Here is a 12,156-nt window from a genome sequence, read left to right as displayed (position 1 = left end):
GGCAGTCCAATAGGGCATGAGACCTTTCACGATCGATACTGACTATGCCCGCCACCTCGCCCGCGACCTGCACGCCCAGTCCCAAGTGGAGAATCCGCCCCATCCAATTTTGCCTGAAGATTCCGCATTCACAGCTTTCAATGAGGCCGTGCATGCCGCGCTCGATAATGTGGGCGCGCGCATGAGCGTGCTGCGCAACGATATGGGGCAGGTTGCCCACTCCGGATTCCAGATGTCGCGCGAAGCAGAAGACACCGATGCCTCGCTAGGCCAGCACCTTGGGGCGGCGATGTAGATGCTCGATACCGCGCTCAAGCAGATTGCCACCATGCAACCGGCGCAGCTTCCGGAGGTTGAGCTTCCCCGCGTGCCGGATCTTTCCGCCGCCGAGCCTTTGGCCGCTATCGCCCACGGCAATCCCGCTCCCCTACTCGAATCGGCGAAAAATATCGATCTCGATAATGCAACCATCTCTGCCGCGCTCAGCCAGGCCCGCACCTTGGTAGCGGGTACCATCCGGGATCTGGTGGGCATCGCTACGCAGCTGGTGCGCCAGGCCCTGCCCACCGCGCTGGGTTTCCTGTCGCTGGATCCGTCGGCGCGTGCCGCCGCTCTGGCTCAGCTGCGTGCGCTTATCTCCCAGCACTTGGGCATGGCCACTGCCCGCGTGCAGCGCCTGGTGGGTGATCTCAGCGCGGCCGCTCAGTCCTTGCAGCTCGTAGCGCAGCAGCCGGTGCACTCCGCGCTTGCCGATGCCCCCGTAAGCCCCACCGGCGCCCAGCAAGCCACCGCTCTTCCAGAACAATCCGCGGCGGACGATGGGGCCGGCGCCGATGCTGCCCCACACGACGCGCCTTCTCCCCCGCCCGCACCAGAGTCTTCTGCCGAGGGTGGTTCGGCCGCCGGGCAGGCCGCGGTCGCCGCGGCGAAGAGCCAAGTGGGACAGCCCTACGTATGGGGTGGCACTGGAAACGGTGGCTTCGATTGCTCAGGCCTTACCCAATGGGCATATTCACAGGCCGGAGTGGAATTGCCGCGCACGGCGGACCAGCAGGCGGTTGGTCAGCAGGTCAGCGCGGATCAATTGCAGCCCGGTGACCTAGTGGTATGGGATGGGCACGTGGCAATGTATTCCGGCAATGGCGAAATCGTGGAGGCCGGCGACCCGGTGCAAACCAACCCGCTGCGCACCACGAATATGGGCATGCAATTCAAAGGATTTTGGCGCCCCACGGCCTAAGGCCGGTGCGCTCTCGCGCGCTGCTTAGGGCGTTGGGTAGACTAAAACGCCATGAGCACCCGCGCAATTGTACCTGTAAAGCTCTCGCTGACCGAGGGCGATTTTTATACCCTCTGGGCACCCAAGTGGCGCCAAAATGGCTCCGAGTGGCAGGCCTTTTTGGGCGACGACGAGGCCGTCCTAGCCTTTAACTCACCCGCCGAGCTGCTGTGCTTCGTGGAGTCTGACACTAAGCACGATTTGCTGGACCACCCGCAGTGGGACCAGTTTGCTGGCCGCGATGCGGACCGCGTTACCCCGGCCGAGCGCGATGAGTATGACCTCATCGGCATGCCGGAGGCGCTGGCTGGTCGCCCGAGCCACCGGAACGTATCCACGGTGGCCCGCAACCTGGAGATGGCCTCTGCGCTTGCCGACGTCGCCGGTGCAGAGCACACCACCATCTTCTTCGCCTCCCACTCCATCCTGCGCAATGTCTCTCGCGGCGCCGACCACTACTCCGGCGAACAGGGCATGAGCGAGTGGTCCGGCGTGGGCCACGTCATCGCCGGCAACTGGAAGAAGGTCATCGAGAACCTGGATGAGCACGTCCGCGTGGTCTCCAGCGATGACTTTGATGCGGCCAAGGTTTCCGATGCCAAGGAGCGCATCTCTTCTGCTGCCGCCGCCTCCGCCGCTGCGGCCAAGGAAGCCGAGGAAAAGCGCAAGGCCGCCGCCGAGGCCGCTGACCCGTACGATAACTCCCCGTGGGCCGCCGCCGGCATCGATCCCATCAAGATCACCGCGCAGTCCAAGTCCGTCTACACCCTGCGCACCTACCTGGACGGCAAGCCCATCTTCTTGGGCAAGTGGGGCGAGATCTTCACCTTCGATTCCCCGAAGACCCTCGTGCGCTGGATCATGGACAACGATGACCACGACCTGGCACGCGTATCCACCTGGGAAGAGGTTGTCGCCGCCGCTAATGCCGGCGAGCTAGAAGTTCAGGTCCACCCGGATAACCAGTACTCCTTCAACGGCATCGTGCGCGATATCGAAAAGGGCCCAGAGGCCGTCGATTCCGATCAGATGGCGCGCTGCTATGAGGTATGCGCCGATGCTGCCGACTGGGCCGGCGACGATTCCATCAACTCCTATATGCTGGCTCACCCGCGCCTGCAGGACTACTTGGGCTACATGCTCGGCTCCACCGAGCACGCCGGCTACGTACCGTCCAAGCCATATAACGAGCACGCCGAGTCTTGGAAGGGCTTGGAGGACATGCTCATCAAGCGCTTCTCTAAGTTCTAAACCCGCACGGTTCGAGCGGCCCCGGCCGCGCGTAACATCCGCCGCCCTAGCCTCTGCCCCACTGCACCGCAGCTGGGCGGAGAGGGGCGGCTTTTTGCGTCTAGCGGCCCGGCGCTTCTTCCTCTTGGCGTCGGGTCCGGTCGCGCATGTATTTATCGAAAATCAGCCACACAACAAAGGCACTGAGGCCAACAATGGATCGGCCCAGGGTTCCTATCCCAAAGACCACGCCCAGAATCAGGCCGAGCACAATAAGGCTGATGAAAGTTACGACCCACGACACGTGCGTGTTGTATTTCATTGCTCAGCCTCCCTTAATAGGTGACTTTAGAGGTGGCGGCCAAGGTGGTCAATGAGGGCGTCGATAAGCTCGCGCGATTGCGGGGCCTTGGGTTTAATCTGGTCAAACCCGTGATAGGCGCCGGCCCACACATCCAGGGTGGTGTCCACGCCGGCCGCATCGAGGTCTTGGGCAAAAGCCACGGATTCATCGCAGAAAAGGTCGATGCCGCCTACCCCGATCCACGTGGGCGGCAGGCCGGAAAGATCACTGCGCGTGGCCGGTGAAGCATAGGGCGGCAGGTCAACATCCAGGTGGTCATCCCCCAGATACATCGACCACGCGCCGCGGTTCGGGCCCGCCGTCCAGATGAATTGGCCCACCGCACCGGACTTATCCGTGGTGCGGTGATCCAGCATGGGATAGACCAGGCCGAGCGCGCGGACCGGATGGCCCTCATCAAAGGCACGCTGCACCAGACCCGCGGCGAGGCCGCCGCCGGCGCTATCGCCAGCGACCGCGATGCGCGAGGTATCCCCGCCCAGCTTATCGCCGTGTTCTTGCACCCAACGCAGCGCGGCGTAGCACTCATCATGGTCCGCGGGGAATGGTTCCTGGGTGGATTTGTGGTAGCGCGGGGCCACCACGATGGCACCGAGCTCGGCCGCCATGCGGGCATTTTGCGGGTCATACATGGCCGGTCCACCGATAAGATGGCCGCCGCCGTGCGTCCACACCACCACGGGGCGCGGCCCAGCGGTGGCTGCGCCCTGAGCATCGCCACGTGGGGTAAGCACGCGGGCGCTAAAGGCGTGGCCATCGAAGGAAGCGGAAAACTCCGTCACGTCCACCGCATGCCGCACCGGACGGGAGAAATCGATGCTGGCAAAGAAGCGGCTGGCTCGGGCAAAGGTGGCGTCGGCAAGCAGGTGCATTGGCAGGTACAAAATCGGGCTGCGCAGCCCCGGTGCCACCTCACGCAGGTACGGCCGGCGGCTGAGCGCATACGCCGCCATGCCCGCTGCCCCGACCACGCCGGTCAGGGCAACCCCGGCCTTGAGCACTTGCGAAACGCGCATTTAGAAATCGCGCAGAATGCGCTGTGCCAGCGGCTCAGAGGAAGCCGGGTTCTGGCCGGTGTACAGGTTGCGATCCACGATGACGTTCGGGGACATCGGATCGGTCTCCTGGTAATCCGCGCCGAGCTCGCGCAGGCGGGTCTCCAGCGCCCACTTAGCGGCGGCGATGACGTCCTCGCCCTCCTCAGCGTTGCTGAAGGCGGTCATCTTGTAGCCCTTGAACGTCCAGTTCTCGTTATCCACGGCCAACATCGCCGCTGGGGCGTGGCAGAGCAAGGCAAGCTTGCGGCCGGAATCCATGCGAGCCTGCAGCAGCTTAGCGGAATCCTGGTCATAGGCCAGATCCTCCATCGGGCCATGGCCGCCTGGGTAGAAAATGAGGTCATAGTCTTCCTCATTGACATCGGCCAGGTTCATCGGGTTCTCCAGCGCTACGCCTAACTCTGCCAGGTAATTTTCCTGCGCCATGCGCACGTTATCGGGCAGCACCTCCAGGCTGTACTCATCTACGACGGGAGCCTTCGCCCCCGGGGTGGCGAAGTGGATATCCCAGCCTGCGCCCTGGAAGACGCGGTGCGGGGCAATAAGCTCCTCGGCCCAATAGCCGGTCGGGCGCTTGGTGCCATCGGCCAGTGTCCATTCCTCAGCAGCGGTAACAACAAAAAGTACGGAAGGCATGTAATTCTCCTTTAATCGTTTCTATTCTTCAGCGGCGTCTGCAGCATCTGCGAGGGACCCTTCCGTGTCCGGGCCAGCAAGCTCCGGATCAGATAGTTCCTCGTATGCTGGCAAGATAACCGTTTCTAGCAGATGCTGCCGTAATTCCTGGTCAGCGAAGGAATTCTCCACCGCTTTGACGGTAAGATCGAAAAATTCCTCCAGCCCGTAGCCAAAAGTCTCACTCAGCGCAAGGAACTGCTTGGTCAAGGTAGTCGCGCCCGAGGAAATGGTGCAGGTAAAACCCAGCTGTTGCAGCAGTGGCAGTGGGTGGTCGGTCAGCTCCTCGGCCTCCTCTAGTGGGGTAAAGACCAGGGGAATATGACGGTCGCGGATGTAGCCAGAGGCCTTACCCGGCACGATGCCTTCAATATTCGCAGTGAAGTCATCGATCATATTCACCGGGTGGATAAGGCGGTTCACGCCGGCCTGGGCGGCGCGCTCTACTTCTGCGAAGTCCTCGCCCACGTGAATCTGGGTGGGCAGGTATGCGGCGCGGAAGTCCGCGGCCGTGCCCGCTTGGTCCTGGGGCAGGTTGTAGCCCACCACGGGGGCGTCGTCAGGCACTACTGCCTCAGGGGCCGTGCCGGCGAGGACGAGGCGGGAGTCGAGGGAAGGAATGCGGGCTGCACCAGCGGCTTCGACAACCGCGGCAGCGTCTAGGCCAATCGCTGCTGGATCCAGGTGCAATTCCGCGTAGACCACGCCATCGGCGGCCAAGGCTTCGTAGCGCTCGCGGATGGTCGCGGTAAGTTCCTCCGGCGTGGCGGCCGTGGAGTTAATGGTCTCAAAGAGGGAGACCTTAGGCAGCTTGGCCACCACGTCGGCGGCGGAGTCCTTGTTTTCAGGGCTAATCAAAGGCGCGTCATGCATGCGTCCCATCGTAGGCACGGGCCTAAGATGTGTCATGTCATGAAAAGAATTATCGCTAGTTCTCTCGTTGCCGTCCTGCTCAGCGGCGCACCGCTCGCGCTGGCGGAAGAGCCGGAAACTCCGACCACCACGCGTACCGCCGCCCCGGATACCGATAAGTGCCCGCACGCCGAGCGCCCGGAAAAGGCCACCACCACCTCAGAGCGCCTCGCTCCTGGGCAGGCCTCCCCCACCCCGTTGCCGCCGGTGGATAGCGATGAGGCCTGCGGCACCACCCTGCCCGAAGGGTTCAAGGTGGATAAGGATGTGGTGGCTGCGGCGTGGATGGTCTCCGATATCGATACCGGCGAAATCATCGCGATGAAGGACCCTAACGGCCGCTACCGGCCGGCCTCCATCATCAAGGCGCTGCTGGCGCTGGTGGTCATCGACGAACTGGATCTGCACCAGAAGGTCGAGGTGGGCGAAGAATCGGCACAGATTGATGGCTCAGCGGTAGGTATCGGCCCGGGCGGCACGTACACGGTGGAACAGCTTTTGCAGGGCTTGCTCATGGCCTCTGGCAACGATGCCGCGCACGCCCTGGCCCAGGAACTGGGCGGGGACGAGGCCACGCTGCGCAAGGTCAATGACAAGGCGGCCGAGATCGGCACGAATTCCACTTATGCGGCCAGCTACTCCGGGCTCGATGCCCCGGGCATGTCTACCTCGGCAGAGGACATTTCCCGCATTTACCGCGCGGCCTTCCATAACCCGACCTTCGCGCGGATTGTGGATACAGAGTCCGTGGAGTTCCCCGGCTGGGGCGACCTTGATGGTTACCAATTAGGCAACGATAACGGGCTCTTCCTCAATGATCCGGATGGTATTGGTGGCAAGACGGGCTTTACCGATGATGCACACCATACCTTCGTCGGCGCGCTTGACCGCCATGGCCGGCGACTGCAGGCGGTGCTGCTCGATACCACCGTGGAGCACGGCCCGCGCGCGTGGGAGCAGGCTCAGAAACTGCTGCACGAGGCCTATAAGGTGCATCCCGGGGATGGTGTAGGGCATTTGCTTGCCGACGCCCATTCCGACGCCAACTCCCCTGCGTCCCCTGCGGCAACGCCGGCGCCCGATGCCCAGGCGCAATCCGCGAACTCTTCCTTGGACGGGGTGCAGGGCTGGCTCGGCTGGGTTATCGCCGGCGCCGTAGTGTTGCTGGCTATGTGCGTGGGTGCTTTTTCACTACTTCGGCGTTAGCCCACTCATCGTGGGTGCCGCGGCGGTTATTCTTCTCCGAAATGGTGAAGGTATGCACGCCGGCGCCCACCCAGCTGGCGAACGTACCGGGGCCCGGCACGATATTGACTAGGCGCCACCACTGACGCTTAGCGGACTGGGTGAGGGTGAGCCGCTCTTTGGTGTCGACATCGCGCACCGTGTAGCCCATCAGCAGCTTAGCCGGGCTGGCGCCGAGCCAACACTCAGTGCCCAAGGTGTAGAGCAGCAAGATGATAGCGCCGCCAATGAACGTCGAAAGCTCATCCACGCCGCCGGACAGCAGCGCGCCGCCGAAGCTGCCGCTAATGAGCGAAAAGAAGATGAGGTCCAAAATGGCCATGCCGATGCGCGCATCTTGACCGGCACGCTGGCTAATTTCAGGCGCTGGGTGCTGTACCAGCGGTGCGGGGACGGCAGCGTTCGCCGTTGCCGGCGGGAATGGATTGTGCTGCGGGGCAAAGGGATTGCGCGAATATGGCGACCCATAGGGGCTCGCGGTCTGCGCAAATCGCGGTTCCTGCTGAGCGTGACGCCCCGGCCCGGCCGCCTGACCGGGCTGGAATGACTGAGCTTGCTGCTGGGCTTGCTGTGGCCGCGGGTTCCACTGCCCTACCGCACCCAGCTGTCCTAGGTCTCCCCAGGTGGGGCGCACTCCCGCCGCGCACGCCTTATCGTATTCGGACCGCTTTGCAGCAGAGCCTAAGACGCTGGCAGCGATGCGCAGCTGCGCGCGCCGCGGATCTTCAATGTCTTGGCCTTGCTGCTGCAGCAGCACATCCTTGGACTCCAACAAGACTAAAAGCTCGTGCTCGCCATCGCGGCGATCTAGTCCCCATTCCTCATAAAGATTCGGTGCGATGTCATTGGCGTTCATAATGCTCCATCTTAAAGCCCACTGGCAGCGGCGGCCTCACCCCTAAGGAGGAGATTTTACTTACGGCGCAACAAGCTCCATGCGCCCACGGCCGCGGCGCCTACAGCGGCGCCAACGCCGAAGGTCGCACCTGCAGGCGCGCCTTCCTTGACCTCGTTGCGGACGCGAATAACGGCCGGCTCTGGGACCGGCGGGTGAGCGTACTTCAGGGACTCGGCGGTGGTGGCGGTCCACGCGGAGACGTACAGCACCACGCGCCAGATTAGGTACATGACCACCATGAGCACGATGACCGGTCCGAAGACCGCGCCGGCAGGGCTGCCGGTAGCAGAGGACATGATGACCGTAGACAGCTGCTTAAGCAGCTCGAAAGCGACGGCACCGATGGCTGCGCCGATAAGGCCGGACTTCTTCGGAACCTTGGTGCGCGGCAGGATCATAATCAGCCACCACATGACAATGAAGTTGGCCAGAAGGCCCACAGCCAAGCCGACAAAGAAAATCACCAGGTCCATGCCCGAGAAGGACTCGATTCCTACGCGCTCAAAGATCTTCTGGGTAAGGCCGGAGGACCCGGCAGCGGTCACGCCAAAGGCGATGAGGAACGCCACGATAAGGCCAATGAGGCCCACCAGGTCAGACAACTTCTTCTTCAAGAAGGAACCGCCCTCGTTGGCATCGATACCCCACATCGCCGAGATACCGATGCGCAGGTTATTCATCCATCCCAGGCCGGACCACAGGGTGGTCAAACCACCGATACCGAACATGGCGCCGCGTTGGTCAATGGCGGTATCGAGGATTTTGTTAACCGTATCGCCCATATCGCCATCGATAGAACTGGTGATATGGGATTGCAGATCATTGAGCAGGTCCTCGCGGTTAGCCAAGACGGCGGCGACGGTGGCCACGATCAGCATGGCAAGCGGGAAGATGGAGAGCACCGAATAATAGGTGATGCCGGCGGCAAACTGGTTGCCGCCTTCGGCACCGTAGCGCTCGTTCATGCGCATGAGGTGGTCAACGAATCCGGACTTGGAGCGAATCTTATCTACCGCACCGGGATCGTCGGCATTGGCGCGTTCGATGCCGTAGTGGTCCGTCTTCTTCGAGGAGGATTGCGTGGTGGTAGGCACGTGCTTCCCTTCTTGCTCGCACAGTTTTTATCCCACCTAGAGTAACTGGCAAACCCCCACTTGTCCCTTTGTGGGGTGGGGCACGGGGGAAGCGGCCGCTTGCTACTTGCGCAGGCGGGGAAGGAAGCCGACCTTTTCATAAACGGCGTCGACAAGCGGCTGCGCAATCTCTTGCGCCGTCTCCGCGCCCTGCGCCAGGATGCGCTCGAGCTCGCCGCGGTCCGCCATCAACTCGTCATAGCGCGCCTTGAGCGGAGTGGTAAATTCCTGCAGCGCGTCGGCGGTATCGACCTTGAGGTGGCCGTAGCCCTGGCCGGCGTACTTTTCCACCAAGGAATCGATGGATTCACCGGTGAGCGCAGACTGGATGACCAGCAAATTGGAGACACCCGGCTGCTTGTTGCGGTCGAAGGCCACCGAGCCCAAGTCATCCGTCACGGCGGACTTGATGCGCTTAGCCGAGGTCTTCGGCGCATCAAGCAGGTTGACCAGGCCCTTCGGGTTGGCGCCGGACTTAGACATCTTGGAGGTCGGCTCCTGCAGGTCATAAATCTTTGCCGCACCTTCCGGGATGAACGGCTCCGGTACCTTGAAGGTCTCGCCGTACTTATTGTTGAAGCGCTCGGCCAGATTACGGGTCAGCTCCAGGTGCTGGCGCTGATCCTCACCCACCGGCACATAATCCGGCGAGTAGAGCAAGATATCGGAGGCCATGAGGATCGGGTAGGTAAATAGGCCCACCGAGGTGCGATCCGAGCCCTGCTTGGCGGACTTATCCTTGAACTGGGTCATGCGGGAGGCCTCGCCAAAACCGGTGAGGCACTGCAGTACCCAGGTCAGCTCCGCGTGGGCGGGCACGTGCGACTGCACGAAGAGCGTGGACTTTTCCGGATCAATGCCCAAGGCAATGAGCTGTGCGGCACCCGCGATGGTGCGGTTGCGCAGCTCCTCCGGATTTTGCTCCACGGTGATCGCGTGCAGGTCAGGGATGAAGTAGAAGGCGTCATAGCCGTCCTGCAGGTCAATCCACTGCTTGAGCGCTCCTAGGTAATTACCCAGGTGATAGGAATCAGCGGTGGGTTGGATACCGGACAGGACGCGGGAAACGGTGGAATTGTCTGCAGTCATGGTGCCTTATCCTACCCCCTAGCCTCGCCGCGCGGTTCACATCCTTCCCCGGCGCCGCCTGAGCGAGGGATCGAAAAAATCCCCTACCCGTAGGGCAGGGGAAGCGGCGCAAGAACTTAAATCTTGCGGGAGGTGGGGCTGACAACATCCATAAAGATGGCAAAGCCCGCAACCATCAGCGCGCCGCCCACGCCCATCAGCACGATGGGGCCGAGGAAAGCGAAGGACGGACCAACAACGGTCCACCACCAGATGCTCAGGCCGAGGATTACAGCGCCGAGGACGAAAGAAATAATTGCGCGAGCCATGAACTTTCTCCGTTGCAGATTACTGAATTTTTTGACTTACCTATACTAGCACTACTGCTTGTGTTTGGGTGCCTTGCGCTTGCCGACGTCCCCCTTATTGAAGCTCCACTGCTGCTCCACGTTTACTCCCCGTGCCCCTGGCGAGTGCCGGCCGCTCGGCCGCGTAATCGACTGCTGCTTCGGCCGGCGCGCGATGCGGTTGCTCGACATATCGCTGTAGTCCGTTCCTTCGGTCGCGGTAAAAAACGCTCGAGACTTTTTCCTAAACGTCCGGCTCAAGGGGCGGCTTAGCGGCCGAGTCAGCGGGCGCGTGATCGGGCTGGCATAGCGCGTGGCCGCACCCGCCTTGCGCTTGGCCTTGCGGGCGCCATCGCGCACGATGCGCGCGGACAAACGCAGTCGCGGGTCCATCTGCTGCTCGGCATCGCGATATTCAAAGACGGGCAGGCCTTTCTTGAAGTAGATCGCGGCCAAGCGGGCAATAAAGCACACGGAGGCGGTGATAATCGCGGTCGGTTCCTCGGCCAGGCCACTGTGGTACAGCGCCATAAATAGCGCCGCGGCGAGCACCGAAATCGCGGCGTAAAACTCGCCGGAAAAGACCAGCGGGATGCGATCCGAAAGCAGGTCACGCAGCACGCCGCCAAAGACGCCAGAAATCACCGCGGAAACCGAGGCAATGATGAACCCGTGACCTAAATGGACCGCAATTTGGGTGCCGAGCACCGAAAAGACCGCAAGCCCCAGGGCATCCAAGATGAGGAAGAGGTGGCGGAAATAGTGCATGAGGAAGGACATGCCCACCGTCACCACGGCCGCCACGATGACGATCACCAAATAGATGGGGTGCTCAACCCAGGTAAAGGGAGGATCATCGAGGATCATATCGCGCACCGTGCCGCCGCCCAGCGCCGTCATGGAGGCGATCATGGTGACGCCAAAAAGGTCGAGCTTTTGGCGGCCGGCGGACAATGCGGCGGTCATGGACTCAGCCGTAATACCAACTACATACAGGACGCTAAATAGCGGCGTCATCAGCGGTACTCCACCAGCAGTGGGGAATGGTCGGACCAACGCTGCTCCACGGTAGGGGCCTTATCCACCCAGGTGCGCTGCGCGCGCTCCAGCATCGGGCGGGTGGCCGCCTGGTAATCAATGCGCCACCCAGCGTTGTTATTAAACGCCTGACCACGGTAAGTCCACCAGGTATAAGGACCATCTTCGTCCGGGTGCAGGCGGCGGGCGACGTCGAACCACTGCGGATCCGCGGCCGGGGACCACGGCTCGCCGCCGGCGTACTCGACAACACCCTGCCACTGCCCCAGGTTCTTCTTCTCCTGCGGCTCATCATCCGGGAACGAACCAAAGACGTGGTCCATGAAGGCGCGCTCCTCCGGCAGGTGGCCGGCCTTCTTTTCATTGGCCTTATTATTTTTCAGGTCCTGGGCGCGGTGGCAGATATTCCAGTCGCCGCCGATGACCATATCGGCCGGGCTGCCATCAGAATTCTTGCGCGCCGCGTTCTCCGCCAGCACCTCCTGGAACTCATCCAAGAAGCGGTACTTTTCATCCAACTTCGGCGAACCGGTATCGCCGGAAGGCAGGTATAGGGAGGCGACGCGAATGTCGCGGGTGGTAGCGGCGATCCATCGGCCGGCGTCGGTAAAGGAGCCGAAGCCCACTTCGACGTCGGCAAGCGGGGTGCGGGACAAGATGCCGACGCCGGCGCGGCCCTTTGCGGCGGCGTCGGCAAGAGCTAAGTGCCAGCCCGCCTCGAGGGCTGGGGCCAGGGCCTTTTCGGCTTGCTCCGGGGTTGCGCGCACTTCTTGCATGAGCACGATATCGGCCGGAGTCTCCTCTAGCCAGGCGTTCATTCCGGGGTTATTTTCATTGCGCTGCTTGCACGCAGCGCGGATTCCATTGACGTTTACGCTCGCGATGGTAAGGGTCATGCCAACAGCATAT

General features: G+C 62.2%; 14 protein-coding genes. 4 read left to right on the top strand and 10 right to left on the bottom strand.

Annotation, left to right across the window (positions count from 1 at the left end; translation table 11 throughout):
* Positions 1–16 precede the first annotated feature (16 nt).
* From QKD99_RS07425 to QKD99_RS07415, 3 genes are read left to right on the top strand one after another with little or no spacing between them, the layout of a single operon-like run.
* On the top strand, positions 17–295 hold the full coding sequence (locus tag QKD99_RS07425) for a chemotaxis protein (protein WP_225745901.1): 279 nt from the start codon (positions 17–19) through the stop codon (positions 293–295).
* On the top strand, positions 296–1,240 hold the full coding sequence (locus QKD99_RS07420) for a C40 family peptidase (RefSeq protein WP_347951124.1): 945 nt from the start codon (positions 296–298) through the stop codon (positions 1,238–1,240).
* A gap of 51 nt (positions 1,241–1,291) precedes the next feature.
* The gene (locus tag QKD99_RS07415) at positions 1,292–2,530 is read left to right on the top strand and encodes a hypothetical protein (protein ID WP_347951123.1); all 1,239 of its coding nucleotides are present in this window, start codon (positions 1,292–1,294) and stop codon (positions 2,528–2,530) included.
* 100 nt (positions 2,531–2,630) lie between these two features.
* Here QKD99_RS07415 and QKD99_RS07410 read toward each other — a convergent pair whose 3' ends face one another.
* Genes QKD99_RS07410 through QKD99_RS07395 form a run of 4 tightly spaced genes read right to left on the bottom strand, consistent with a single transcriptional unit; the run spans position 2,631 to position 5,479 of the window.
* Complete coding sequence (locus QKD99_RS07410) at positions 2,631–2,831, bottom strand: hypothetical protein (RefSeq protein ID WP_225745904.1); 201 nt, start codon at positions 2,829–2,831, stop codon at positions 2,631–2,633.
* Between the two features lie 26 nt (positions 2,832–2,857).
* A complete protein-coding gene (locus QKD99_RS07405) occupies positions 2,858–3,889 on the bottom strand; it encodes an alpha/beta hydrolase (protein WP_347951122.1) in 1,032 nt (343 codons plus the stop codon).
* On the bottom strand, positions 3,890–4,567 hold the full coding sequence (locus tag QKD99_RS07400) for a type 1 glutamine amidotransferase domain-containing protein (protein ID WP_225745906.1): 678 nt from the start codon (positions 4,565–4,567) through the stop codon (positions 3,890–3,892).
* Positions 4,568–4,588: 21 nt separating this feature from the next.
* On the bottom strand, positions 4,589–5,479 hold the full coding sequence (locus tag QKD99_RS07395) for an adenosine deaminase (RefSeq protein WP_225745907.1): 891 nt from the start codon (positions 5,477–5,479) through the stop codon (positions 4,589–4,591).
* Positions 5,480–5,518: 39 nt separating this feature from the next.
* On the opposite strand from QKD99_RS07395, the gene QKD99_RS07390 reads away from it, so the two are divergent.
* The gene (locus QKD99_RS07390) at positions 5,519–6,724 is read left to right on the top strand and encodes a serine hydrolase (protein ID WP_225745908.1); all 1,206 of its coding nucleotides are present in this window, start codon (positions 5,519–5,521) and stop codon (positions 6,722–6,724) included.
* Here the strand turns inward: QKD99_RS07390 and QKD99_RS07385 are convergent.
* The 6 genes from QKD99_RS07385 to QKD99_RS07360 all read right to left on the bottom strand — a co-directional run bounded on the left by QKD99_RS07385 (position 6,687) and on the right by QKD99_RS07360 (position 12,143).
* Entirely contained in the window at positions 6,687–7,619 is a 933-nt protein-coding gene (locus tag QKD99_RS07385; protein WP_225745909.1) for an RDD family protein, read from the bottom strand. The genes QKD99_RS07390 and QKD99_RS07385 overlap by 38 nt on opposite strands.
* 56 nt (positions 7,620–7,675) lie before the next feature.
* Positions 7,676–8,755, bottom strand: coding sequence for a YhjD/YihY/BrkB family envelope integrity protein (locus QKD99_RS07380; RefSeq protein ID WP_284765949.1), 1,080 nt, complete (start codon positions 8,753–8,755; stop codon positions 7,676–7,678).
* 102 nt (positions 8,756–8,857) lie between these two features.
* Positions 8,858–9,883 carry a tryptophan--tRNA ligase gene (gene trpS, locus QKD99_RS07375; protein WP_347951121.1) on the bottom strand — a complete coding sequence of 342 codons (1,026 nt, stop codon included), beginning with the start codon at positions 9,881–9,883 and terminating at the stop codon, positions 8,858–8,860.
* A 116-nt stretch (positions 9,884–9,999) separates the two neighbouring features.
* On the bottom strand, positions 10,000–10,191 hold the full coding sequence (locus tag QKD99_RS07370; RefSeq protein WP_049378073.1) for a hypothetical protein: 192 nt from the start codon (positions 10,189–10,191) through the stop codon (positions 10,000–10,002).
* Positions 10,192–10,242: 51 nt separating this feature from the next.
* A complete protein-coding gene (locus tag QKD99_RS07365) occupies positions 10,243–11,226 on the bottom strand; it encodes a trimeric intracellular cation channel family protein (protein ID WP_284815281.1) in 984 nt (327 codons plus the stop codon).
* Positions 11,226–12,143 carry an exodeoxyribonuclease III gene (locus QKD99_RS07360; RefSeq protein ID WP_347951120.1) on the bottom strand — a complete coding sequence of 306 codons (918 nt, stop codon included), beginning with the start codon at positions 12,141–12,143 and terminating at the stop codon, positions 11,226–11,228. The genes QKD99_RS07365 and QKD99_RS07360 overlap by 1 nt, the downstream gene beginning before the upstream one ends.
* Between the last annotated feature and the right edge of the window lie 13 nt (positions 12,144–12,156).

The sequence above is a fragment of the Corynebacterium sp. c3Ub_189 genome (genome assembly GCF_039907195.1).
In the GTDB taxonomy this organism is placed as follows: domain Bacteria; phylum Actinomycetota; class Actinomycetes; order Mycobacteriales; family Mycobacteriaceae; genus Corynebacterium.
Note: the sequence above shows the minus strand (reverse complement) of the source record. Positions and strands in the feature narration are given on the sequence as shown.

Coding starts and splice junctions, on each gene's coding strand:
- QKD99_RS07385 (WP_225745909.1), bottom strand. CDS start 7,619: ATGAACGCCAATGACATCGCACCGAATCTTTATGAGGAATGGGGACTA.
- QKD99_RS07410 (WP_225745904.1), bottom strand. CDS start 2,831: ATGAAATACAACACGCACGTGTCGTGGGTCGTAACTTTCATCAGCCTT.
- QKD99_RS07370 (WP_049378073.1), bottom strand. CDS start 10,191: ATGGCTCGCGCAATTATTTCTTTCGTCCTCGGCGCTGTAATCCTCGGC.
- QKD99_RS07425 (WP_225745901.1), top strand. CDS start 17: ATGAGACCTTTCACGATCGATACTGACTATGCCCGCCACCTCGCCCGC.
- QKD99_RS07395 (WP_225745907.1), bottom strand. CDS start 5,479: ATGCATGACGCGCCTTTGATTAGCCCTGAAAACAAGGACTCCGCCGCC.
- trpS (WP_347951121.1), bottom strand. CDS start 9,883: ATGACTGCAGACAATTCCACCGTTTCCCGCGTCCTGTCCGGTATCCAA.
- QKD99_RS07365 (WP_284815281.1), bottom strand. CDS start 11,226: ATGACGCCGCTATTTAGCGTCCTGTATGTAGTTGGTATTACGGCTGAG.
- QKD99_RS07405 (WP_347951122.1), bottom strand. CDS start 3,889: ATGCGCGTTTCGCAAGTGCTCAAGGCCGGGGTTGCCCTGACCGGCGTG.
- QKD99_RS07420 (WP_347951124.1), top strand. CDS start 296: ATGCTCGATACCGCGCTCAAGCAGATTGCCACCATGCAACCGGCGCAG.
- QKD99_RS07360 (WP_347951120.1), bottom strand. CDS start 12,143: ATGACCCTTACCATCGCGAGCGTAAACGTCAATGGAATCCGCGCTGCG.
- QKD99_RS07400 (WP_225745906.1), bottom strand. CDS start 4,567: ATGCCTTCCGTACTTTTTGTTGTTACCGCTGCTGAGGAATGGACACTG.
- QKD99_RS07415 (WP_347951123.1), top strand. CDS start 1,292: ATGAGCACCCGCGCAATTGTACCTGTAAAGCTCTCGCTGACCGAGGGC.
- QKD99_RS07390 (WP_225745908.1), top strand. CDS start 5,519: ATGAAAAGAATTATCGCTAGTTCTCTCGTTGCCGTCCTGCTCAGCGGC.